General features: G+C 55.7%; 28 protein-coding genes and 2 pseudogenes. 20 read left to right on the top strand and 10 right to left on the bottom strand.

Annotated features, from left to right (window positions below):
- Positions 1-30 precede the first annotated feature (30 nt).
- Entirely contained in the window at positions 31-594 is a 564-nt protein-coding gene (locus B5F22_RS05450; protein ID WP_087228510.1) for a 3'-5' exonuclease, read from the top strand.
- A 58-nt stretch (positions 595-652) separates the two neighbouring features.
- Here the strand turns inward: B5F22_RS05450 and B5F22_RS05445 are convergent, their stop codons facing one another.
- The gene (locus B5F22_RS05445; protein WP_087391633.1) at positions 653-1246 is read right to left on the bottom strand and encodes a TetR/AcrR family transcriptional regulator; all 594 of its coding nucleotides are present in this window, start codon (positions 1244-1246) and stop codon (positions 653-655) included.
- A gap of 86 nt (positions 1247-1332) precedes the next feature.
- A complete protein-coding gene (locus B5F22_RS05440; RefSeq protein ID WP_158096628.1) occupies positions 1333-1791 on the bottom strand; it encodes a PaaI family thioesterase in 459 nt (152 codons plus the stop codon).
- A 173-nt stretch (positions 1792-1964) separates the two neighbouring features.
- Here B5F22_RS05440 and B5F22_RS05435 point away from each other — a divergent pair, with 173 nt between their 5' ends.
- The 9 genes from B5F22_RS05435 (at position 1965) to raiA (ending at position 8573) form a co-directional block, all read left to right on the top strand.
- Positions 1965-2843 carry a prephenate dehydrogenase gene (locus B5F22_RS05435; RefSeq protein ID WP_087370659.1) on the top strand — a complete coding sequence of 293 codons (879 nt, stop codon included), beginning with the start codon at positions 1965-1967 and terminating at the stop codon, positions 2841-2843.
- Positions 2844-2946: 103 nt separating this feature from the next.
- Entirely contained in the window at positions 2947-4095 is a 1149-nt protein-coding gene (locus tag B5F22_RS05430; RefSeq protein ID WP_242955063.1) for an AI-2E family transporter, read from the top strand.
- Between the two features lie 53 nt (positions 4096-4148).
- A complete protein-coding gene (gene yabP, locus B5F22_RS05425) occupies positions 4149-4430 on the top strand; it encodes a sporulation protein YabP (protein WP_087228500.1) in 282 nt (93 codons plus the stop codon).
- A 113-nt stretch (positions 4431-4543) separates the two neighbouring features.
- Positions 4544-4852, top strand: a complete 309-nt coding sequence (locus B5F22_RS12440) for a hypothetical protein (protein ID WP_204210528.1) — start codon at positions 4544-4546, stop codon at positions 4850-4852.
- 53 nt (positions 4853-4905) lie between these two features.
- Positions 4906-5184, top strand: coding sequence for a septum formation initiator family protein (locus tag B5F22_RS05415; RefSeq protein WP_087228497.1), 279 nt, complete (start codon positions 4906-4908; stop codon positions 5182-5184).
- A 55-nt stretch (positions 5185-5239) separates the two neighbouring features.
- Positions 5240-5713: a S1 RNA-binding domain-containing protein gene (locus B5F22_RS05410; protein ID WP_087228495.1), complete on the top strand. Its 474-nt coding sequence runs from the start codon at positions 5240-5242 to the stop codon at positions 5711-5713.
- A 205-nt stretch (positions 5714-5918) separates the two neighbouring features.
- The gene (locus B5F22_RS05405; RefSeq protein ID WP_242955066.1) at positions 5919-7055 is read left to right on the top strand and encodes an amidohydrolase; all 1137 of its coding nucleotides are present in this window, start codon (positions 5919-5921) and stop codon (positions 7053-7055) included.
- Positions 7055-7897 (top strand): fumarate hydratase, encoded by an 843-nt coding sequence (locus B5F22_RS05400; RefSeq protein WP_087391625.1) that lies wholly within the window; start codon positions 7055-7057, stop codon positions 7895-7897. Before B5F22_RS05405 ends, B5F22_RS05400 begins: the two co-directional genes overlap by 1 nt.
- 130 nt (positions 7898-8027) lie before the next feature.
- Complete coding sequence (raiA, locus tag B5F22_RS05395) at positions 8028-8573, top strand: ribosome-associated translation inhibitor RaiA (RefSeq protein WP_087228489.1); 546 nt, start codon at positions 8028-8030, stop codon at positions 8571-8573.
- A 74-nt stretch (positions 8574-8647) separates the two neighbouring features.
- Here the strand turns inward: raiA and B5F22_RS05390 are convergent, their stop codons facing one another.
- Positions 8648-9103 carry a low molecular weight protein-tyrosine-phosphatase gene (locus B5F22_RS05390; protein WP_087391623.1) on the bottom strand — a complete coding sequence of 152 codons (456 nt, stop codon included), beginning with the start codon at positions 9101-9103 and terminating at the stop codon, positions 8648-8650.
- A 103-nt stretch (positions 9104-9206) separates the two neighbouring features.
- Positions 9207-9410, bottom strand: a complete 204-nt coding sequence (locus B5F22_RS05385; RefSeq protein ID WP_087391621.1) for a hypothetical protein — start codon at positions 9408-9410, stop codon at positions 9207-9209.
- Between the two features lie 152 nt (positions 9411-9562).
- Between B5F22_RS05385 and B5F22_RS05380 the strand changes: the two are divergent.
- The 7 genes and pseudogenes from B5F22_RS05380 to B5F22_RS05350 form a co-directional block, all read left to right on the top strand.
- Positions 9563-9778: pseudogene (locus B5F22_RS05380) on the top strand (TnpV protein); the annotation flags it as partial.
- A 131-nt stretch (positions 9779-9909) separates the two neighbouring features.
- A complete protein-coding gene (locus B5F22_RS05375) occupies positions 9910-10107 on the top strand; it encodes a helix-turn-helix transcriptional regulator (RefSeq protein ID WP_071442552.1) in 198 nt (65 codons plus the stop codon).
- Positions 10108-10110: 3 nt separating this feature from the next.
- Complete coding sequence (locus B5F22_RS05370) at positions 10111-10554, top strand: hypothetical protein (RefSeq protein WP_087391619.1); 444 nt, start codon at positions 10111-10113, stop codon at positions 10552-10554.
- Between the two features lie 6 nt (positions 10555-10560).
- Positions 10561-10902, top strand: a complete 342-nt coding sequence (locus B5F22_RS05365; protein WP_087391617.1) for a DUF3784 domain-containing protein — start codon at positions 10561-10563, stop codon at positions 10900-10902.
- Positions 10903-11109: a cysteine-rich KTR domain-containing protein gene (locus B5F22_RS05360; protein WP_074022020.1), complete on the top strand. Its 207-nt coding sequence runs from the start codon at positions 10903-10905 to the stop codon at positions 11107-11109.
- Between the two features lie 455 nt (positions 11110-11564).
- Positions 11565-11990 (top strand): sigma factor-like helix-turn-helix DNA-binding protein, encoded by a 426-nt coding sequence (locus B5F22_RS05355; RefSeq protein ID WP_087391616.1) that lies wholly within the window; start codon positions 11565-11567, stop codon positions 11988-11990.
- 83 nt (positions 11991-12073) lie between these two features.
- Positions 12074-12547 carry a sigma-70 region 4 domain-containing protein gene (locus B5F22_RS05350; protein WP_087391614.1) on the top strand — a complete coding sequence of 158 codons (474 nt, stop codon included), beginning with the start codon at positions 12074-12076 and terminating at the stop codon, positions 12545-12547.
- 53 nt (positions 12548-12600) lie between these two features.
- Here B5F22_RS05350 and B5F22_RS05345 read toward each other — a convergent pair whose 3' ends face one another.
- Positions 12601-12885: a hypothetical protein gene (locus B5F22_RS05345; protein WP_143482192.1), complete on the bottom strand. Its 285-nt coding sequence runs from the start codon at positions 12883-12885 to the stop codon at positions 12601-12603.
- Between the two features lie 230 nt (positions 12886-13115).
- On the bottom strand, positions 13116-13487 hold the full coding sequence (locus tag B5F22_RS05340; protein ID WP_087391610.1) for a hypothetical protein: 372 nt from the start codon (positions 13485-13487) through the stop codon (positions 13116-13118).
- A gap of 123 nt (positions 13488-13610) precedes the next feature.
- Between B5F22_RS05340 and B5F22_RS05335 the strand changes: the two genes are divergently transcribed.
- Positions 13611-14135 (top strand): TetR/AcrR family transcriptional regulator, encoded by a 525-nt coding sequence (locus B5F22_RS05335; RefSeq protein ID WP_087391608.1) that lies wholly within the window; start codon positions 13611-13613, stop codon positions 14133-14135.
- 167 nt (positions 14136-14302) lie between these two features.
- Here the strand turns inward: B5F22_RS05335 and B5F22_RS05330 are convergent, their stop codons facing one another.
- The gene (locus B5F22_RS05330; protein WP_087391606.1) at positions 14303-15085 is read right to left on the bottom strand and encodes a YcxB family protein; all 783 of its coding nucleotides are present in this window, start codon (positions 15083-15085) and stop codon (positions 14303-14305) included.
- Between the two features lie 187 nt (positions 15086-15272).
- On the opposite strand from B5F22_RS05330, the gene B5F22_RS05325 reads away from it, so the two are divergent.
- Positions 15273-15914, top strand: coding sequence for a lactate utilization protein (locus tag B5F22_RS05325; RefSeq protein ID WP_087391604.1), 642 nt, complete (start codon positions 15273-15275; stop codon positions 15912-15914).
- Positions 15915-15975: 61 nt separating this feature from the next.
- On the opposite strand, the gene B5F22_RS05320 is transcribed toward B5F22_RS05325, so the two are convergent.
- The 3 genes from B5F22_RS05320 to B5F22_RS05310 are packed head-to-tail and all read right to left on the bottom strand — an operon-like array spanning position 15976 to position 20515.
- Positions 15976-17799 carry an ABC transporter ATP-binding protein gene (locus B5F22_RS05320; RefSeq protein ID WP_087391601.1) on the bottom strand — a complete coding sequence of 608 codons (1824 nt, stop codon included), beginning with the start codon at positions 17797-17799 and terminating at the stop codon, positions 15976-15978.
- Positions 17799-19991 (bottom strand): ABC transporter ATP-binding protein, encoded by a 2193-nt coding sequence (locus B5F22_RS05315; protein ID WP_087391599.1) that lies wholly within the window; start codon positions 19989-19991, stop codon positions 17799-17801. Before B5F22_RS05315 ends, B5F22_RS05320 begins: the two co-directional genes overlap by 1 nt.
- 23 nt (positions 19992-20014) lie before the next feature.
- A complete protein-coding gene (locus tag B5F22_RS05310) occupies positions 20015-20515 on the bottom strand; it encodes a MarR family transcriptional regulator (RefSeq protein WP_087370617.1) in 501 nt (166 codons plus the stop codon).
- 202 nt (positions 20516-20717) lie between these two features.
- Here B5F22_RS05310 and B5F22_RS05305 point away from each other — a divergent pair.
- A pseudogene (locus tag B5F22_RS05305) lies at positions 20718-21181 on the top strand (hypothetical protein); the annotation flags it as partial.

Here is a 21181-nt window from a genome sequence, read left to right as displayed (position 1 = left end):
TGAAAAAACATAAAGAGAGGCCTGTGAGAGATGTCCCAGAGAGTTGTTGCCTTTGATGTAGAGACCCCCAACTCCCTCAACGACCGTATGAGTGCCGTTGGTATCACCGTGATGGAGCGGGGGCAGGTGGTGGAGGAGTTCTATTCCCTGGTCAATCCGGAGGAAGAGTTTGAGCCCTTCAACGTGGAGCTCACCGGGATTACCCCGGAGATGGTGGCCCATGAGCCCACCTTTCCCCAGCTGTGGGAGACCATTCGCCCCATTTTGGAACAGGGAATGTTGGTGGCCCACAATGCGCCCTTTGACATGTCGGTGTTGGCCAAGTGCCTGCGGGACTATGGCCTGACCTGGCATAAGCGGGTGCCCTACGCCTGCACCTGTCAGATGAGCCGTCGGCTCATTCCCCAGTCCCCCAACCACAAGCTCAATACCCTGTGCGATTACTTTGGCCTGGAGCTGGACCACCACCATGCCGGAAGCGACAGCAGAGCTTGCGGAGAGATCTTCTTCCGCTGTGTGGAGACCGGGGCAGACGTATTGGGGTTTGTGCGTACCTATGACGTGGAGCGCATCCGCACAGAAAAAAGACGATAATATGAAACAGCACCCCGTATCCAGATTGCTCCAGGATACAGGGTGCTGTCTATTTTGGTTAAGCTTTTGTGTAGTGGCTGAGTACCATGTCCACCAGACGGAACATCCGCTGATGGATGTCATAGCCGCCGTGGCGCAGACACCAGTCGTACTCCACGCCCCGGCACGCCAGTACCAGGTCGCTAGCCATCTGGTCCACGTCACAGTCGGGGATTAAGAGCCCCTGCTCTTTGGCCTCTTCGCAGTATAGGCGGATGGTGGAGGCCAGCCCCGAGCTCTCCCACTTGTCATAGTATCGGGCAAACATGCGGCTCTCGCACAGCTCCCAGCCCTCATCCAAAAAGACCTCGCACAGATAGCTGCCTAAAAACTGTCGGATCTTTTCCAGGGGAGAGAGCCCCTCCAGCATACCCGGGACCTGATGGAACAGCCATCGGGCCCGCATTTTGGCGTGGTGATTGAGAATATCGGCTTTGCTTTTAAAGTAATAGTAAAAGGCTCCGGTGGTCATTCCGGCCTTGGCGGCAATGTCCCGCACGCCCACTTGCTCGAAGCCCTGTTCCTTAAATAACTGATAGGAGATTTCAGAGAGAAGCTGTTTGGTTGCCTCTGATTTTGGGGATGACGTTCCCTGTGTATGTTCTCTGTCCATATGAAGAGCTCCTGAAACAAATCGTCATAATTTCCTAAAATACGTTACCACCACAGTGCAGAGAAGTCAATAACCAGCATGGGACGTTATGAGCGAGTCCGGGAGCAGTACACGCCAGTGGCAGAGACCAGAACCCGCTCCTCTTGGCCGGGAAGATAGATTTGGGCCTGGAGCTGGGCGGTGGTACTGCCGGCCAAGAGGGTAGTGACCCGGAGCCGAACCGTCTCGTTGAGGGCCACGGGCCGGGAATAGGTGAGATTCATGGAGATGGTGGGGGTGAAGTGGCCGTAGATGCAGTAGCAGGTCAGGCCCATGGCATTGTCCAGCATGAGGGCCAGCACGCCGCCGTGCACAATGCCCATGGGATTGGAAGTCCAGGCCTTGGTGTCGTACTCCAACTCCACGGAGAGGGAGGGGCCGTCGCAGGAGACGAGACGGGGACACAGGTGCAAATTGGGCTTTTCAGGATCACAGTTGGGGTGCAGGGTGTCCAGAGCCTGTTGGATGGTCTGAGAAAATTCGGATGTGGTGATGTGAAAAGCCATGAAAGACGCTCCTTTTTCTATGAAAATCGGGTACAAATATAGTAGCATAGGAAACGGCGAGGTGCAAGTGAGATTGTCCATTGACTTTGACGCTTGAAAGTGCTAAACTGCAAAGAAAGAAAACACCCATGGTCCCATCATGGGGAAGACGCATCAGAAGGGAAGGAATACCGATGGCAGAGAAACGAATTGTGGTGGTGGGATTGGGCCTGATTGGCGGGTCCATGGCCATGGCCTTACAGGGATTTGAGGACTATGAGGTGGTGGGCGTGGTGCGCTCTGCCTCCACCTATCAGAAGGCGGTGGAGCGGCACGCAGCGGACCGGGTGACCTATGACGCAGCGGAAGAACTTCCCGGGGCGGACGTGGTGATTCTGGCCCAGGACCCCCAGGGCATTGTGTCTTTTTTGGAGGAGCACCGCAGCCACTTTAAACCGGGCAGTGTCATTGTGGACGTGTGCGGCATCAAGCGGGCCATTATGGACGGAGCCCAGTGTCTGCCCGACAACGTGGACTTCATCGGCTGCCACCCCATGGCTGGTAAGGAGGTCTCCGGCATTGACAACGCCGAAGCGGGGCTGTTCCGGAACACTCACTTTATCATGACACCCCCGGAAGGGGTGAGTCAGGAGCACGTGGACTTAGTGGAGCGCATGGCCCGGTTCTGTCAGTTCCGGGATGTGATACGTACCACCCCGGAGCGCCATGACGAGATGATTGCCTACACCAGCCAGCTGATGCATATCATAGCCCTGTCGGTGTGCGACGATGAGGAGCTGTTCTCCTGCCGGGGCTTTGAGGGCGGCTCCTTCCGTGACTGCACCCGCGTGGCAGCTCTGGATGTGGCGCTGTGGACCCAGCTGTTTTCTCTGAATCGGGAGGCTCTGAGCCGGACGGTGAAACGGCTGGAGGGCCGCCTGGCCGCCTATCGCCGGGCCATTGAGACCCAGGACAACGAGCTGTTGGCCGCCATGCTCACCCACTCGGCAGCCCGCAAGAAGCTGATGAATCTGGAACAGGCCCGAGGCGACGACGTGCACAACTCGTTCTGACGGCAAGATTAGCATCTTCTGGTATTCATTGACGCAAGAGAGGTATAATGGTACACTGTGAGAGAACAATGAAAGCAAAGGAGTGCTGACGTTGGACAACGGAGTGTTTCGAAAATTGTTGTTGCTCATCACCTATGCGGTGGCGTTGGTGGTGGTGATTGTGAAGATCGACGTGGTGCTGGACTGGTGTTCCGGTGTGCTGCTGGCCTTCCGTCCCATTTTCATCGGCTTTGCCATCGCCTTTATCCTCAGCCGCCCCTGTAATTTCTTTGCCCGCCTCTATGCCAAGGGGCTGGGCAAGCGGGGAGAGAAGCTGGCCCGGCCTTTGGCGGTGGTCACCGCCTATGTGATGCTGTTTGCCGTCATCGGTGTGCTCATCTCCCTGGTGGTGCCGGAGCTGACCCGCAGCATCCAGCGCTTTGTGGGCAACATGAACATCTATGCTGAAAACTTGCAGGAAGTGATTGATTTTATCACCCAGCGGCTGTCTCTGGAGAATCTGGCCAAGCTGAATCTACCGGATAAGATCAACGATATCCTGGGCGATGCCCTCAACCAGGTACTGGATACCCTGACGGGCACGGTGCCGCACCTGATTTCTGCCACCAGCTCTCTGGTGTCGGCGGTGGTGACCACGGTGATCTCCTTTGTGTTCTCCGTGTATATGCTCTCCGGCGGCCCCAAGCTCACCGCGCAGTGCCGCCGCCTGGTGGTGGTGTACCTGCCCGAATCCATTGCCAAGCGTGTGCTGGCCGTGGTGCGTCTGACGGCAGATACCTTCACCAAATACGTCTCCGGTCAGCTCATTGAGGCTTGTATTTTGGGCAGCTTGTGTTTTATCGGGATGGTGGTGTTCCGCTTTGACTACGCCCCCCTGATTTCGGTGATCATCGGCGTCTCTGCGCTGATTCCGGTGGCAGGCGCCTACATCGGAGCTGTACTGGCAGCACTGCTGCTGGCCATGATCAGCCCCATCAAGGCGTTCTGGTTTTTGGTGTTCCTGGCGGTGCTCCAGCAGTTGGAGGGAAACCTCATCTATCCCCGGGTGGTGGGTACCTCTCTTGGCCTGCCCGGCATCTGGGTGCTGGCCGCGGTGACGGTGGGCAGCAGCCTGCTGGGCTTTATCGGCCTGGTCATCAGTGTCCCCCTCACGGCGGTGGTGTACACCATTTTGAAGTACGACCTGCGCCAGCGTCTGCCGGGGAAGGAGCTGCAAGAAGTGGAAGATCCTCAGGAGTCTGGAGAGGCATAATCCCGGGACAAACCCCATATACATGAACCATCCAAGGAAAGAGGAGTGGTTGCATGGGATATGAGGTAGCGGCAGCGGCCCGCCATCACGTGACGATGGAGGACCGCAGAGGCCTGACGGTGTCCGGGGTGGAGGATGTGGAGCGGTTTGACGACACCAACATCGTGCTCTCCACCACCCAGGGGATGTTGGTGGTCAGTGGAGAAGGGCTTCACATTGAAAAGCTGTCCCTGGACGGCGGCGATCTGAAGGTGGAAGGGAAGATCGACGCCTTGAGCTATGAGGAGCGGGCAGAGCGAAATGTAGGAGGCTTTTTCTCCCGGCTGCTTCGATAAGGTATGGGGATCAATGTCATGACCCAGGCCCAGGTGCTCGGACAAGGTTTCTTGTTGGGCCTGGGCCTGGGTGTATTATATGACGCCATGCGGGGGATACGCCGGAGCTGTCCGTGGCGCTGGCTGTGGTTTCTGTTGGATGTCACATTCTGGATTGGGACGGCGGTGGCGGTGTTTGTCCACGCCCTGGTTTTGGGCAACGGGGTGGTGCGCATCTACCATGGCGGGGCATTTTTGCTGGGCGGCGTGGTGTACCTGACCACGGCCAGCCGCATTTTGCTCCCCATTTTTGTTCGAAGTTTTCGGTGGATTCACGGGATTGTTCGATTTTTTTTGACACCTGCCGTGTGTGCGGCTGGGAAAACAAAAAAAGTTTTGAAAAATCAAAAAAAGGACTTTCAAAAATGGTTGAAATGGTATAAAATAAACATCGTATATGACGTTGATGCACAGGCAGAAAAGGAGGCCGACCATAGTGAAAGTCAAACGAGCAGGCATTGGTACAAAACTGTTGGTGCTGGTGCTCCTGGTCGCTGGCGCCATCGGACTGCTGTCCATGAGAAGCCAGCTGATGGCAGCTCAGGACAAAAGAGACGAGCTGGCCCAGCAGGTACAGCAGCAGAAAGAGGAAAACGCCGCGCTCACCGACGACATTCAGCACAGCAGTGACCCCAATTACTTGGCGGACATTGCCAGAGCCATGTTGGGGCTGATGGAGCCGGGCGAGATCTGCTTTGTGGATACGTCCAAATAAAAACGGGGCGCAAACCCGCGTCCTGAAATCACAGGGAGAGGGAAAAGAAAAGTTTATGGGGTTTGAAGTTGGATCCATTCTGGAAGGAAAGGTGACTGGGATCACCAAGTTTGGCGCATTTGTTTCGCTGCCGGAGAATCGTTCCGGCCTCGTCCACATTTCTGAGATTGCTTACACCTATGTCAACGACATTCACGAGCATCTCAATGAGGGCCAGGCGGTAACGGTGAAGGTCATCGGCATTGACGAAAACAATCGTATCAACCTGTCGATGAAGCAAGTGCTTCCTCCTCCGGCCCGTCCGGAGCGCCGTCCCAATGCCCGGCCTGCGGGGCATCGGAGTGAGAACGGTGGGGAGCGCCGTCCCAGCCGCCGACCTGGCGTGAGCAGCTTCCAGGCAGCACCGCCTCAGCCCAAGGGGCCCGTGAGCTTTGAGGATCAGCTCAAACAGTTTATGGCCAGTTCGGACAGCAAGCTGTCTGAGCTGCATATGAATGAAAAGCGCAGCAGCCGTCGAGGCCGCCGCTGATTCCATGCTCTCATAGGGGCGGGCGCCAAAGCCCGCCCTGTTTTTTTGCATAAAAAGTGGCTTCCCCGGAGAGGGGAAGCCCAGAGGTTTTGTTGCGCGGGAGAATGGAATGACTGCATGGGGGTTCCCATGCTGCGGTGATACCGCACAAGAGAGTATAGCAAACCCAGAGGAAGAATTCGGTCGAGAGGAGGGATGCGCCTTGATGATTCTCAACGGAGTCATCCACACTATGGAGGGAAAGACCATCGACAGCGGCTATATCCGGGTGGAGAACGGAAAAATCCAGCAGGTGGGGCGTATGGACCAGCTGCCCGATGGGGCCGAGCTGGAGAACGCTGTGGATGCCCGAGGAGGGCATGTTTTGCCGGGCTTGATGGACATCCACTGCCACTTGGGGCTATGTGGGTGCGACGGGGAGGACCTCAATGAGACCTCCCAGGTATGTACCCCCAACATCCGGGTGCTGGACGGGGTCAACCCCATGGACCCCTATGTGAAGGAGGCCCGGGAGGCGGGGGTGACCTGCGTGATGGTGCACCCCGGTTCTACCAACCCCATTGCGGGCCAGGCGGTGCTGATGAAGACGGCGGGCCGCATTGTGGACGAGATGGTGGTGCAGGCCCCGGCGGCCATGAAATTCTCCCTGGGGGAAAACCCCAAGGGGCGGGACGGATGGCCAGCTACCCGTATGGGCACGGCGGCAGTGATTCGGGAGCTGTTGGCCCGGGCATCCGAGTATCAGTTGAAGTGGGCGACGGCTCAGGCCGACCCGCAGGAGGAGATGCCCAGTTTCGACCCCTGTCTGGACGCCCTGCGCCCGGTGGTGGCGGGGGAGGTGCCTGCCCATTTCCACGTACACCGGGCCGACGACATCGCCACGGCGGTGCGCATTGCCAAGGAGTTCGGGCTGGACTATGCCATCGTCCACGGCACCGAGGGGTATTTGATTGCTGACTACCTGGCTCGGGAGGAGGTGCCGGTGATTACCGGCCCCATCCTCACCGACCGCTCCAAGGGGGAGCTGCGCCAGATGACCTTGGAGAACGCGGCGCTGCTGACCCGTGCCGGTGTGCGGGTGGCCATTTGCACCGACCACCCAGAGACCACAGCGCCCCAGCTGCTGCTGTGTGCGGCTATGGCAGCCCGACACGGGATGGAAGAGGAGGACGCTTTGGCGGCCATCACCATCAACGCTGCCTGTATTGCCGGGGTGGACCACCGCATGGGGTCCATCACCCAGGGCAAGGATGCGGATTTGGTGGTGCTGGACGGTCCTCCCCTGGACTGGCGCAGCCATGTAACCCATGTATTCATTGACGGACGAGAGGTGGAGAGATGATGAAAGAAATTACAAGCCAGCAGGTCTCCCAGTTGGTGCGGGAGCTGTGCATTCAGGCCAATACCATTTTGCCCCAGGATTTGCGCAATGCCATCTGTGAGGCGTGCAAGGCGGAGGCCTCTCCCGTGGGACAGGCTATTCTGGGCGACCTGCGGGAGAACTACGAGTTCGCCCAGGAGAAGGGGCTGCCCATCTGCCAGGACACCGGCATGGCCGTGGTGTTTGTCAACTGGGGCCAGGACTGCCACCTCACAGGCGGCAGCCTGGAGGAGGCAGTGAACCAGGGTGTAGCGGAGGGCTACGTCCAAGGCCACCTTCGCCTGTCTGTGGTGGGAGACCCCCTGCGCCGGGTAAATACCCAGAACAACACCCCTGCTATCCTCCATTTGCAGATGGTGCCCGGGGACCAGGTGGAGATCACCGTGGCGCCCAAGGGCTTTGGCAGCGAGAATATGACGAAGATGAAGATGTTTAACCCTTCTGTGACCCAGGAGCAGGTGGAGGACTTCATTGCGGAGGCGGTGTCTCAGGCCGGGTCCAACCCCTGTCCCCCTGTGGTGGTGGGCGTGGGCTTGGGTGGCACCTCGGAGAAGGCCGCTATTCTGGCCAAGCGGGCACTGCTGCGCCCGGCGGGGGAGTGGAATGCCGACCCCTTCTATCGGGAGATGGAGCAGCGTCTTCTGGAGCGCATCAACCGTCTGGGCATTGGGCCCCAGGGTATGGGCGGTTCCACCACCGCCCTCACGGTGGCCATCGAGCCCTTTGGCACCCACATTGCCGGGTTGCCCTGTGTGGTGAACCTGGGCTGTCATGTCACCCGCCATGCCTGTGGCACACTGTAACGAGAAAAAGAAATTGTGAAATTTTCATAAAGGTATAGCGTCCGCAAAGGAAATGTGTTATACTCTTTAACAAGGAGAGAACCTCCCAATGATACGCCCTCCTGGTGGGGGGCGAAAGGAGCTGAAGCACATGAAGTTTACCTTTACGGAAAAGAAGGTCCATCTGCCTAAGGCTCTGCACAACTATGCAGAGAAAAAGGTGGGAAAGCTGGAGCGTTACTTCAAGACGGACAGCGAGGCCAATCTGGTCTTCTCGGTGGAGAAGGACCGGAACAAGGTAGAGCTGACCATCCGCTCCGGGGCCACGATTCTGCGTGTGGCGGAGAGCACCTCCGATATGTTCGCATCGGTGGATGCCGCCGTCACGTCCATGGAGCGTCAGCTGCGCAAGCATAAGACCCGTCTGGAGAAGCGTCTGCGTCAGGACGCCTTCACCCGTGTGATTCCCCAGGAGGAGCAGTCCACCTTTGTACCCGACGTGGTGGAGGAGAGCAAGTTCGAGGTGGTTCGCACCAAGAAGTTCCCCATCAAGCCCATGACGGTGGACGAGGCCATCTTGCAGATGGATCTGCTGGGCCACACCTTCTTCGCCTTCAAGAATGACGACACGGGTGCCTTCTCCGTGGTGTATCAGCGCAACGACGGCGGATACGGCCTCATTGAGGACGAGGGCTAAACCAACTCCCATAAGATGAAATTAACCGGCTGCGGAGAACTCTCCGCAGCCGGTTTTATGTTGCCTAGGTGATATTAGTGCTGGCGCAGCTGTGCCAGAAGGCCGTTGCAGCCCTCCCACACATCCCGCCAAGTGGCCTCGAAGTTGCCGGTGTACCAGGGGTCTGCCACCTCTCCCGGACGGTCTGTGTAGTCCAGAAGCTGGTGGATTTTCCCCTGGGGATCGCCGCCACACATGCGCTGCATGTTGCGGATGTTGGCGTCATCCATGCCAATGAGCAGGTCGTAGGTCTCGTAGTCCGCTTTGCGCAATTGGCGGGCGGCGTGGCCGGAGCAGGGGACACCGTGGGCGGCCAGGGTGCGGGCGGCAGGGGGATAGACGGGGTTGCCGATCTCTTCGGTGCTGGTGGCAGCGGAGGCAATGGAGAACTGGTCCGCCACCCCGGCCTCTTTGACCAGATGTTTCATAACGAATTCCGCCATGGGGCTTCGACAGATGTTGCCGTGACATACAAACAAGATCTTTGTCATTTCAATGATTTCCCTTCTGTTGCAGGATACAGGTATTGTACCACATCAGGGCCCTGGTTTCATCCTAAATTTGAAGGCGGAATGGAGAGGGGGGCGGGGCAACTTACCGCTTCGACTCCTCCGGCTCCCGTTTCAGCCGTGCCTTTGCCTCCTCCACGCTCTCCCCGTCCCGGGTGAGATAGCGGTCCACAAAGGCGTCTTCCATTTTGGTGTAGCCACCTACCACGCGGTCTTGAATGGCGCCAAAGGTGGCGGTGACTTTTTCTGCGATTTTTTCATTTGCGTTTACAAGTTTGGATTTTGCCATGGTTTAACTTCCTTTCTCGATTTCCAGATTAGATAAATGCCTAGAGATAGAATGAAGGCACATACGGCAGCACCGGTCAGGGCATTCATCCACTGGGAAGGTGTGTGTTCCGGTGTGCTGAAGGATGTGAACTTCTGTTAGAGAACATAACCCTGCTCACAAGCGGCAGGCTGAACGCTTACCTTGCCGACATCGACAGACAGGCGCAGGAGCGCATGGAAAGGCTCACGGAGCAGATGGAACGGGCGCAGGGTATCACAGAGCAGCTAAAGGCGGAAAACGCCTTAGAATGGGTGCAGAGAATGAATAACATACGGGCGTGTGCAAGGGAGATTGTGGAGAGGGAAATTATTTTTTCATTGAGATAAGCGAGATTGAATGTAAATATATTTTGAATAAAAGTCAAAGTTACTTGACTTTTCAGGGCGATTTATGCTAACCTTAATTGTGAAGTAGAATGAGGAGTGGGATATGCACTTATGAAAGTAGGATAAGTATTATGGCTAAAAATTTGAAACTTAAGGCTGCACGGGCTGCACGGGATATGACTCAAAAAGATTTAGCTGAGGCTATTGGTGTTAGCCGTCAAACTATGAATGCTATTGAAAAAGGTGACTACTATCCGTCTGTAAAACTCTGTATAGAGATATGTAAGGTGTTAGGGAAAACATTAGACGAGTTATTTTGGGAGGAATAGATTGTGAGAAAAATAAAGAAATTAGATGAACTTCAATTATTAAAAAGAGGAAATATATTTAAACATGGTATGTTTTGCCTTATAGGCTTACTACTACTTAATACACTATTATATTCGCAAGGAATAGAATGGGCATCGGGGAAATGGGCTGAATTAACAATTATTCTATTTACCATTGTTCTATGCAGTATCGAATTTATTTTATATGACATATATCCGTTAACAGAAAATAAGCAGAAACATTTAATATATTTTTTGGGATTGTTTGGTTTTGTGGCTCTCATAGATTGTATTTACGATTTGATAGTTGGAAAGTCTGGTATAGTTGTCGATGGTAAAATTACAGAAACCGCTTTGGGAATTATTTATGGGTTAATGTTTATATCTGTTTTTGTTGTGTATAAGCTAAAAAAACAGTATAACGCCAAGCATGAGAACGATGAATAGGAGGTTATGAAAATGAATGCACCAATATTGTTATGCTGGGCTGTTGTTATTATGCTTGCTGTATTTTCTCTACTTTTACTTGCTGGAAAAGGCAGTTGTTTAATCGCTGGTTACAATACATCGAGTAAAGAGAAAAAGCAAAGATATGATAAGAAAAGATTATGCAGAGTTGTGGGCAGTGGTATGGGGGTATTAGCTATAATGCTTGGAATAGCGACATTTTATCGTTTTGAAATGCCCGCTAATCTTTCATGGATAATCCCGTGGGGCATACTCGGAACAATAGTAATTGTGGAAATTTTAGCAAGCACAATTTGTAAGAAAAAATCGTCCACAACTAATCAATAAATCAAAGGCGGTGATGTTACGAACGATAGGAAGTGGCTTTTATGCCCTGTTTGTGGTAATAAAACCCGAATACAAATATGCTTTGACACGATATTAAAAAATTTTCCGTTGTATTGCCCAAAATGCAAACAAGAAACACTAATTGATATACAGAATCAAAAAATGATAATTATCAAAGAGCCAGACGCACAGACGCAGAGCCGATGAACTTGTGAGTTACCTCACGGATCATCGGCTCTTTCTTTTTCGGATAGTGCTAATCAGTCCGCCATATAAAAAAACGGAGTTTTGACGGACTGTATTGTTATGCCCTAACGCTCCCTCTAAACCCGTTTTGAGTTTGAAGGGATTTTTTGCGTCTTTTTTCACTTTCTATTCTGCCGCTGATCCGTGCGGCGTTCTACATATTGCCAGACAGAAACGAGGATAATCTGTTAAAAAATCCTTGTTCTGATATGGCTCTTTTATGCGCTAAAAGCAGAGGACAAATATCTACATAAAAGAGCTTTTACTTCTGATAGCCGCAATGGTCTGACAGCCTTTGCGGTTTTTCTTTTGTCGTTTTTTGTCAGGACACAGGACAAGCCTGTTTTAGGTGTTGGGTGTCGTTCCCCGCCTGCCAATCTGGATTTTCAAAAAATTCAGATTGGAGGTAAAGAACAGTGGCATACAACCACGGAAAGGCAGAGCGCAGATGGCGGCTCTGGAAAGAGAAAGAAGAAAAGATTTTACGGGAGTGCGGCATTGATGAAGAAACGATTGAGGAAATCCGCACTTTTGATAGGGAAGAATTTAATTCCGACAGACGGTTTTACACACGCCTGAATGATGTTGGGGAATACATAGCAGAAACTGCCATGCAGGAGCCGCCTATGGAGGTCAACACAGTCTGGGATATGCTGAATGAAATCGAGGACGAAAAACTGTACCGTGCATTGCTTACGGTGGACAAGCGTACCCTGCAAATTGTCCTGCTGAAAATGCAGGGATATTCCCTAAAGGAGATTGCGCCGATGGTTGATTTATCGGCGGGTGCTGTCTATGCGAGGTTAGACCATCTGCGGAAAAAGCTGAGAAAACTCTTGTAGTATCTAAAGCCCTGCTGTTTCCTACGGGCTACTGGGTGAGAGGACAACCCCTCTCACCCATTTTTTAGCAGGAGGAAAAGGCAATGGCGATACCTAAACGGTCATACTGGCTTCGGGAGGTAGTGACAGAGGCAGGAACAAGCTATCATATCAGTTTTCGTGACGGGCAGGGAAAAATCCAAAAACTGTGCGTCTCCTATGACTTTTACATGGCGTTTCGGAGACTGGAACTTGATGAACGGAAATTAGAAGGTTGGGATTACCGTCACAGAGAGTTTTCGGAGATTATGGAGGAAACCTTGAACTGGCGGGCAGTAAGACAGCCCAAAAGTATTGAGGAGATTATTCTTGAGGAAGAACGGGCAGAACTGCTCCAGAGAATTATCAGCAACCTGCCAGAAATGCAAAGGCGGCGTTTCCTGCTCCACTATGAGTATGAGATGACTTATAAGGAGATAGGGAGAATCGAGCATTGCAGCCAACAATCCGTAGGTCGTGCTGTAACTGCCGCCAGAGAAAAGATAAAGGCAGAGATGAAGAAATACCTAAACCCATGACCGTTAAGCATACCCTTGCATCTTCGGATATGAGGGTATTTGCTTTGTGTTCTCTAATGGAACTTCACAGAGGCCAACATGGACCGCTGCAACGTCAATACCGAAGCCGCCACCTCCGCATATCGGATGTTGCGGATGACCACCGACAGGGGAGAGGTGTCCCAATGCCGAACTCTTTGGACCGCGGCCACCGTAATTTTATAGAAGGTATAGGTGGCTATGGTGATCATCGTCACCGTGTCATAGGCGGTGGCAATGTGCCGAGAGAGGCTGATCTCTATGATCCAGGTCAGGCTGCCACTGAGTACAAGGAGCAGAATACCGCATACCACCATCACAAATCGCCAGGATACGATGCAATTTCTTCTTGCACTTGCCCGTCCGGTTAACAGAGCACAGAACCGAGCCACAGCCAAGATGCTGTAGAAGATACACATTGACCGATACCACAGGGAGGCATAGACAAAGCCCAAGAGACCGTGGTACAGGGCATACAGGCAGTTTCCCACCAGAGGGAGCACGGCGGAACGAAAAAAGGGGGCCGTATAGAAACGATGACGTAGGGGTCTCAAGCCCGGATGCCCTTGGTCAGGGGGACCAAGCAGAGCAGTACCACAATCCCCACAAGGCCGATGCCAATCCCCAGAACCAGCTGATTCCATACCATGGTAAAGCACATGCCCACCCCCAGGGTCAAGGCCCCCACAATGCCCACGACCACGGATGCCACCGCTTTTCGGGAAATCTGGATGGGCTGCTTGTGCTCCATGTGCCGCCATACCGCCACGGTGACCAGTCCAAGCACGATGCCGGCACAACCCAGCGCCACACCGGGGCCAAAGGAATACCAGTCGGGAATGAGCGCCATGCACATGCCAAGGGCAAAGAGTACGCCGCTTATGGTTCCCAGCAGCATGGCCACAAACGTACTTTTCTTCATGATTTACACCTCCAAAATTCATTAACACAACAGTTGTTGCCTTGGTCTAAGTGTAGTATAATTTCCGCCAGAGGAGAAAACAATCATCAATGTCACAACAAGTGTTGAGATAAAGGAGGGCATATGAATACACCCAACAATAAGCGCAGGCGGGAGTCGGTGGAACGCATGGAGAAGGTGTTCCTGGACCTGTTACAGACCAAGGAACTGGGTCAGATCACCGTCTCTGAGCTGTGCAAGCGGGCGGAGGTGAACCGCACTACCTTCTATGCCAACTTTGCGGATATCTACGCTCTGGCGGACTCCATCCGGGACAAACTGGAGACCAACTTGGCCGAGTTATATCAAGAGGAGATTACCTCAGGCGTCAACAGCAACGACTATCTCAAACTGTTCCGCCACATTCAGGCCAACCAGATTTTCTACCGTACCTATTTTAAACTGGGGTATGACAACAACTATAAAATCATTGCCTATGATATGGAGCTGGCAAAAAGACATTTCCAAAACCGCTTTATTCGCTATCACATGGAGTTTTTCAAAAGCGGTCTGACCAGTATCATCAAGCTGTGGCTGGAAGGGGGATGCCAGGAGACCCCAGAGGAGATGTTTGAAATCGTGAAAAGCGAGTATCAGGGGAGAGAGTAGATAGAAAAATAGAATGAGCCACCTGCCCCAGAGAGAAGGGCAGGTGGCTTGAAAACGTATATGATAGTATTATGAGAAGACCACGGAAAAGTAATATGCATAGTCCATGGATGGCTCTGCGTGTCCTTGCTCCAATTGCTCTAGGGAGAGAACCAAAAATCCAGGGATTATTCCAGAATTTCATAGGGGGCCTGTTGGGCCAGCAGGGTGCGCAGCTGGTCCATGGTCCCAGTGGTCAGATCGTACTTGGGCAGGAGAAGCACCGTATCCTGGAAAAAGGGGAGAAGCAGATCGGGGGTCTCCACAAAGAAGGACACAGTGGAATAGGGGTATACGCTGGGGTTGCCCTCTGGCTGAGACACGGTGAGGCCCTGGTGGTCAAACACCGCTTGGATGGTGTGGGGCTTGAAGTCCTGGTACTTGGCAAGAAGGTTCCGTGCCTCTTTCTCAAAGAGGGTGGTGCGTTGACGCCGCCGAGAGGGCAGGACGGCGACACTCACCAGCAGGCAGGGAACCGCTGCCCACAGCAGGCCCAACATCTGATTGGGAGCGCCCAGGGCAGACATGCACAGGAAGAGACCGCAGGCCAGGTCCAGAATGGCCAGCAGGGTGCGCTGGTAGAGCCAGAGGGTCAGCTGGCCCAAGAAGAAGGCACAGGCTCCTGCTATCAGCGGGACAAACAGTTCCTGGGGGTCGATGAACCCGGGGGCCAACATCAGTAGGCCCAGCACCCAGAGTAGGAGCCCTAAAAACTGGCGCAGACGTTTGCGATGGTTTGCCACAGGCTGGGAGCCACGCTCTGCGTTCGAGAGCTTGTCGGTGACCTGCCACAGGCCGGGGAGTCGCTGGCGGGAGTAAAGCTCCACTCGCTTTTCCAGCGCCGCGGCGAGCTGGGGGAGCAGGGCTTCGGTGTCCAGGGGGGAGAGAGAAAAGGTGAAGGAATCAGTCAATGTACCCACCTCCAAAAAGAATGCAGGTTTATCAAATTCTCCCTGAGTATACCATGGGGGATTGAGAATATCATCAAGGTTTTATTAAGAATTTTGAAAGACGAGCGGAGAAGAAAAGACCCTGTACACCCTGGGGGAAATGGAGTACAATAGAACTATCTATTTGACAAAAAGGAGAGAGGCCGCCATGACCAATCACGAACCTATGGCTCTGGTGCGGAGAAAGCTCATTGAGCGCACCGCCAAGAAGCTGGAAGAGAACCAGATGACTGCCTACTATGCGCCTACCCTGGAGGACGCCCGAAAGCTGGTGCAGGAGCTGTTGCCCAAGGGGTGCACGGTTGCCTGTGGAGGCAGCATGACCTTGAGTGAGGCGGGGATCATGGACCTTCTGCGCAGCGGTGACTACGAGTTCTATGACCGGGAGGCCGTGCCTCAGGAGGAAATCGACCTGGTTCTGCGTAAGGCCTTTTTTGCCGACTGTTATCTCACCAGCTGTAACGCCGTAACCGAGCAGGGAGAGCTGTACAATGTGGACGGCAACGCCAACCGGGTAGCCGCCATGACCTATGGTCCCAAGAGCGTCATCTGTGTGGTGGGTTACAACAAGATCGTGCCCAACCTGGAGGCTGCAGTGGCCCGGGTGGAGCAGGTGGCCGCTCCGGCCAACGCGGTACGGCTGCACAGAAAGACCCCCTGCACCGTCACCGGACGCTGTGAGGACTGCCACAGCCCGGACCGCATCTGCTGCACCACGGTGATTCACCGCCAGCAGCGGGTGCCCGGCCGCATCAAGGTGATTCTGGTGGGCGAGGAACTGGGATATTGATGGATACAAAGAATGGCACAGGTTTCTTTGAGAAAACCTGTGCCGTTCTTTTTTGCTTGGGTTAGGTGGTGGCAAACTGGCTGTTGTACAGATTGGCGTAGAAGCCGTTCTGATCCAGCAGTTGCTGGTGGGTACCAGTCTCCACGATGTCACCGTCCTTCATCACCAGGATGACGTCGGCGTTGCGGATGGTGGACAGCCGATGGGCGATGATGAAGCTGGTGCGGCCCTGGGTGAGGCGGTCCATAGCGGTCTGGATGGCCACCTCGGTGCGGGTGTCCACACTGGACGTAGCCTCGTCCAAAATGAGAATCTTGGGGTCCGAGAGGATGGTGCGGGCGATGGTGAGCAGCTGCTTCTGGCCCTGGCTGATGTTGCTGGCGTCCTCGTTGAGCACCGTGTCGTAGCCATGGGGGAGGGTGCGCACAAAGTGGTCCACCTGGGCGGCTTTGGCGGCCTGGAGCACCTCTTCATCGGTGGCGGACAGACGGCCGAAGCGGATGTTCTCCATGATGGTGTCGTTGTACAGCCAGGTGTCCTGAAGCACCATACCGAAGGCGTCCCGCATCTCGCCCCGGGCGAACTGGCGCACGTCGTAGCCGCTGAGGAGAATGGCTCCCTGATTGACGTCATAGAAGCGCATAAGCAGCTTGACGATGGTGGTCTTACCGGCTCCGGTGGGGCCTACGATGGCCACCTTGGTGCCAGGCTGAATGGAGGCGGAGAAGTCGTGGATGATGGTCTTATCCGGCAGATAGCCAAAGTTTACGTGGGCAAACTGCACCGAGCCGTCGATGGATTCAGGGTCTACAGCAGGCACCGGGTCGGCCTCCTCTTCCGGCTCCTCCAGGAAGAGGAACACCCGCTCGGCGGCGGCAGCGGTGAGCTGGAGCTGGTTGGAGATGTTGGCCAGCTGGTTGATGGGCTGAGTGAACTGGCGCACGTACTGGATGAAGGCCTGAATGTCACCCACGGTGATGGCCTGGTTCAGGGCTAGGAAGCCGCCCAGCACGCAGATGGCAACATAGCCCAGGTTGCTGGCAAAGTTCATCAAAGGCATCATTAGACCGCTGAGGAACTGGCTCTTCCATGCGCTGTGGTAGAGCTTCTCGTTCATCTCGTTGAAGTCTCGGATGGAGTCCTCCTGGCCGTTGAAGGCGGTGACCACCACATGGGCGCCGTACATCTCCTCCACGTGGCCGTTGACATGGCCCAGATATTCCTGCTGGCTGCGGAAGAACTTCTGGCTGTGGCGAATGACGCTGGTGACGATGATCAGGCACACTGGGAGGATGCACAGGGCAACCAGGGTCATCCAGGGGCTGATGGACAGCATCATGATGAGCACGCCCAGCAGCAGGGTAACCTGGGTGACCACCTGGGACAGGCTCTGGTTCAGAGTCTGGGTGACGGAATCCACGTCATTGGTGATACGGCTGAGCACTTCGCCGTGGGACACCTTGTCAAAGTAAGACATGGGCAGACGGTCGATCTTCTGGCTGATGTCCGTGCGCATGGTGTAGCTGACTTTGGTGGCGATACCAGCCATGAGCCAGCCCTGGACGTAGTTGAGTAGGGCGCTGAACAGGTACAGGCCGCCCAGGAACAGCAAAATCTGGGCCAGAGCGTCAAAGTCAATGGAGCCCGTGCCGGCAATCATAGCCATCAAGCCTTCAAACAGCTTGGTGGTGGCTTGGCCCAGAATCTTAGGACCGAGGATGGAAAATGCGGTGCCCGCAATGGCGCACACCAGAGCGATGATGAGCATGGGGAGATAGCGCTTCATGTAGCCCAGCAGCTTGATCATGGTGCCCTTGAAATCGGCTGCCTTTTCTCCCATCGGGTTACGGCCGCCCATGGGGCCGTGTCTCATAGGTCCTGCCATTATGCCAATTCCTCCTTTGAAAGCTGACTTTGGGCAATCTCCTGATAGGTCTTGCAGGTGCGCATCAGCTCCTGATGGGTGCCGCAGCCCACCACCTTGCCCTGGTCCAGCACCAGAATCTGGTCGGCGTCCAGAATGGTGGATACCCGCTGGGCCACGATGAGGACGGTGGCCTGGGTGGTGTACTCCTTCAGGGCGGCCCGGAGCTGGGCGTCGGTCTTAAAGTCCAGAGCGGAGAAGGTGTCGTCGAAGATATACACCGGGGCCTCTTTAGCAAGAGCCCGGGCAATGGACAGACGCTGCCGCTGTCCGCCGGAGACGTTGGTGCCGCCCTGGCTGATGGGGGTCTGCATGCCCTGGTCCAGGTGGGAGATGAACTCCGAGGCCTGGGCGATGCGGGCGCTGGTGTCGATGGTGTCCTGGGAGGCGTCGGGATTGCCGTACCGCAGGTTGCTTTCCACGGTGCCCCGGAGCAGCAGGCCCTTCTGGGGCACGTAGCCGATGGCGTCCCGCAGTTCCTTCTGGGGCAGATCTCGGATGTCCACCCCGTCCATGGTGATGCTGCCCTCGCTGACGTCGTGGAAGCGGGGGATGAGGTTGATGAGGGTGGATTTGCCCGAGCCGGTGGAGCCAATGAAAGCGGTGGTCTGTCCGGGCCGGGCCACAAAGCTCACGTGCTCCAGCACGTCGGCGTCGGCGCCGGGGTAGCGGAAGGACACATCCCGGAATTCCACCACGCCTTTCACAGGCTGGCTCAGGTGGGTGGGGTGGTCGCTGTCCTTGACCTGCGCCTCCGTCTGGAGAATCTCGTTGATACGCTCGGCGGACACGGAGGCCCGGGGCACCATGATAAACATCATGCTGATGAACAAGAAGCTCATGATGACGTGCATGGCGTACTGGATAAAGGCCATCATGTCGCCCACCTGCAAGTTGCTGGCGGCGATCTGCTTGCCACCGAACCACACGATGAGCAGGGACAGGCCATTCATCACCAGGGTCATGGCGGGCATCATAGTGGCCATGGCCCGGTTGACGAAGAGGGTGTTGGAGGTGAGGTCGTCATTGGCCTTTTCAAACCGGTCCTGCATGAACTTCTGGTTGGAGAAGGCCCGAACCACCATCAGGCCGCCGATCTCTTCCCGGCTGACCAGGTTGAGGCGGTCCACCAGGGCCTGCATCTTCTTAAAGCGGGGCATGGCCACGGCAAAGAGCACCAGCAGCAGGCCCAGCATGACGATGAGGGCCAGAGCCAGCACCCAGGCCAGATTGACGCAGGTGGACAGGCCCATGATGAGGCCACCAATGCCCATGATGGGGGCAAAGCACAGCAGCCGAAGACCCATACTCAGGAAATTCTGCACCTGGGTGATGTCGTTGGTGGAACGGGTGATGAGGGTGGCCCCGGAGAAACGGTCCATCTCATCGTTGTTGAAGTAGGTGACCTTGGTGAACACATCCCGGCGCAGGTCCCGAGCGACCCCGGCGCCCATCCGGGCCATGCAGTAGCCAGCGGCCACGGCGCACAGGGTGAGCAGCACCGCCAACACGGCCATACGTCCACCAGTGGTGAGAATGTAGTGGGTCTGAATGGCATCGGTGTCAGCGCCCAGCTGCTGATAGAAGGCCTTGACCATGGCCACACCTGTCTGCTCCAGCATGGTGTCAGGGGTCTGAGCCGCCACGTCAATGGCTTGCTGGATGAGCGCCTGAGCCTGAGGCTGGGCCAACATCTGGCCCAGGGCCTGGAATCCCTCGGCCATGGAGGCCTGGTCGTCCTCGCTGGAGCCAGAGGCCTGGCTCATGACCTGGGTCAAGGCGTAGCTGGCCCGGCCAAAGGCGGTCTCCACGGCCTGGGTGTCCTGGGTGTTCAGAGCCAGGTCGGTGTCTGCGGCCTTGGGAAAGGTGGCAGACAGGTCCTCATAGTCCGGGTGGTCTGCCAGGGCCACGTAGGCCTCCTCCACCACATCCCGGTCCTCCTGGGACATAAACTGCTCCATGAGGCCAAAGGCGTCGGCGGAGATCACCTGGGGAGCGGGGGAGGTGATGCCTCCCTGTTGCAGGCCCACATTGACGATGTCGCTCATGTAGTTGGGCAGGGACAGCTCCAGCATGGCCTGGCCAAAGAGAAACACAATGCCCATCAGCAACAGAACGGCATACGGCTTCAAATAACGCTTGAGTTTCAGCATAAAATCTGGTTCCCTCCTAGAAGTTACGGTTTGCCCTGGGAAAATTCCTCTTGCACTGCCAGGGCCAGGCAGTGGAAGGCTTGGATGAGCAGCTGGGCGTTGACCCCGTCCTGGGTGTCCAGCCGGTGGAGTACCCGCTCCAACTTCCCCAACATCTCAGAGCCGGTGGTCTGGAGCAGTTCGTTGCCTGCGCTCGTCAGGTGAATCCACACGGTGCGGCGGTCCCGCTGGTCTGGCTCCCGCCGGACATAGCCCAGTTCCTCCAACTTGGTGATGCGCTGACTCACCGCCGGCATACTCTGCTTCATGGCCTTGGCCAGGGTGGACAGGGTCATGGGGGCGGGCTCTTGGGAGCAGCCCTCACCCCAGGACAGAGCCTGGCCATTGGGACAGCGCAGGGTGTACAGGGTGAAAAATTCCGACTTGTTGATTCCGGTGTTGGGGATGGCCAGCTTCCAGGTGCGGCGCAGCAGGTCCATCTCCCGCAGCAGCTCCAGCGCACGTGGGTGTTGCTGATCCTTCAATGTTATAACCTCCCATCTTGATACTGAACCCTCAAAAAGGTTAAGTAACATAATTAAGAAACATAAGGAATTATAGGCGCGTCAGTCCCGGTTGTCAATGGCTTTTCAAAAAGTTCACAAAATCGACAAATTCACCGGGGGAATATTCCAGCTCGCCGGAGCATAGGGTGCATTAGGTTGATTTGGACAAGGGAGGGAGCGTATGGACACAGGGGTGAGACGGCGTTCCACTCCGGCGGGGGCGCGGCGGGGAAAGCCTGCGGCCGCGCCGGGAGCGGCCCGCTGGGGGATTCAGCTGGTGGCCAGCGGCATGCTGTTTTTGTTGGTGTTTATCGGGCGAGGGGTGTTTCCCGGCCAGGTGGAGGCGGTGCGCCAGATGCTGCAAGCGGACATGGACCTGGGGGGCTGGATGCAGCAGGCAGCGGCCTGGGCAGGGGAGAAATTGCCTGGAGCGGCGTGGCTGGAGCAGCTGGTGGAGGGAACCGACCAGGGGAGCGGGAACGCAGCCGGTCAGCAGGTGACCCTTCTGAGCCAGCAGCAGGACCTGGGGCAGTCCTACATAAGTGGTCACGGTGGGGCCACAGAGGGGGAACCGGAGGCAACGGCGACCCCTGCACCAACCCCCACGCCAGCCCCTACCCCTCAACCAGTCTCTTATACACAACT

The sequence above is a fragment of the Pseudoflavonifractor sp. An187 genome (genome assembly GCF_002160275.1).
GTDB classification, from domain to species: Bacteria; Bacillota; Clostridia; order Oscillospirales; family Oscillospiraceae; genus Enterenecus; species Enterenecus faecium.
The sequence above is the reverse complement of the archived record's forward strand: the minus strand, read 5'-3'. Positions and strand labels throughout refer to the sequence as shown.

What these genes read in the sequence shown, in the direction of transcription:
- B5F22_RS05375 (WP_071442552.1), top strand. Translation starts at nt 9,910, where the DNA reads ATGGCTAAAAATTTGAAACTTAAGGCTGCACGGGCTGCACGGGATATG.
- B5F22_RS05435 (WP_087370659.1), top strand. Translation starts at nt 1,965, where the DNA reads ATGGCAGAGAAACGAATTGTGGTGGTGGGATTGGGCCTGATTGGCGGG.
- raiA (WP_087228489.1), top strand. Translation starts at nt 8,028, where the DNA reads ATGAAGTTTACCTTTACGGAAAAGAAGGTCCATCTGCCTAAGGCTCTG.
- B5F22_RS05365 (WP_087391617.1), top strand. Translation starts at nt 10,561, where the DNA reads ATGAAAATGAATGCACCAATATTGTTATGCTGGGCTGTTGTTATTATG.
- B5F22_RS05410 (WP_087228495.1), top strand. Translation starts at nt 5,240, where the DNA reads ATGGGGTTTGAAGTTGGATCCATTCTGGAAGGAAAGGTGACTGGGATC.
- B5F22_RS05445 (WP_087391633.1), bottom strand. Translation starts at nt 1,246, where the DNA reads ATGGACAGAGAACATACACAGGGAACGTCATCCCCAAAATCAGAGGCA.
- B5F22_RS05405 (WP_242955066.1), top strand. Translation starts at nt 5,919, where the DNA reads ATGATTCTCAACGGAGTCATCCACACTATGGAGGGAAAGACCATCGAC.
- B5F22_RS05340 (WP_087391610.1), bottom strand. Translation starts at nt 13,487, where the DNA reads ATGAAGAAAAGTACGTTTGTGGCCATGCTGCTGGGAACCATAAGCGGC.
- B5F22_RS05400 (WP_087391625.1), top strand. Translation starts at nt 7,055, where the DNA reads ATGAAAGAAATTACAAGCCAGCAGGTCTCCCAGTTGGTGCGGGAGCTG.
- B5F22_RS05325 (WP_087391604.1), top strand. Translation starts at nt 15,273, where the DNA reads ATGACCAATCACGAACCTATGGCTCTGGTGCGGAGAAAGCTCATTGAG.
- B5F22_RS05320 (WP_087391601.1), bottom strand. Translation starts at nt 17,799, where the DNA reads ATGGCAGGACCTATGAGACACGGCCCCATGGGCGGCCGTAACCCGATG.
- B5F22_RS05390 (WP_087391623.1), bottom strand. Translation starts at nt 9,103, where the DNA reads ATGACAAAGATCTTGTTTGTATGTCACGGCAACATCTGTCGAAGCCCC.
- B5F22_RS05315 (WP_087391599.1), bottom strand. Translation starts at nt 19,991, where the DNA reads ATGCTGAAACTCAAGCGTTATTTGAAGCCGTATGCCGTTCTGTTGCTG.
- B5F22_RS05335 (WP_087391608.1), top strand. Translation starts at nt 13,611, where the DNA reads ATGAATACACCCAACAATAAGCGCAGGCGGGAGTCGGTGGAACGCATG.
- B5F22_RS05450 (WP_087228510.1), top strand. Translation starts at nt 31, where the DNA reads ATGTCCCAGAGAGTTGTTGCCTTTGATGTAGAGACCCCCAACTCCCTC.
- B5F22_RS05350 (WP_087391614.1), top strand. Translation starts at nt 12,074, where the DNA reads ATGGCGATACCTAAACGGTCATACTGGCTTCGGGAGGTAGTGACAGAG.
- B5F22_RS05385 (WP_087391621.1), bottom strand. Translation starts at nt 9,410, where the DNA reads ATGGCAAAATCCAAACTTGTAAACGCAAATGAAAAAATCGCAGAAAAA.
- yabP (WP_087228500.1), top strand. Translation starts at nt 4,149, where the DNA reads ATGGGATATGAGGTAGCGGCAGCGGCCCGCCATCACGTGACGATGGAG.
- B5F22_RS05440 (WP_158096628.1), bottom strand. Translation starts at nt 1,791, where the DNA reads ATGGCTTTTCACATCACCACATCCGAATTTTCTCAGACCATCCAACAG.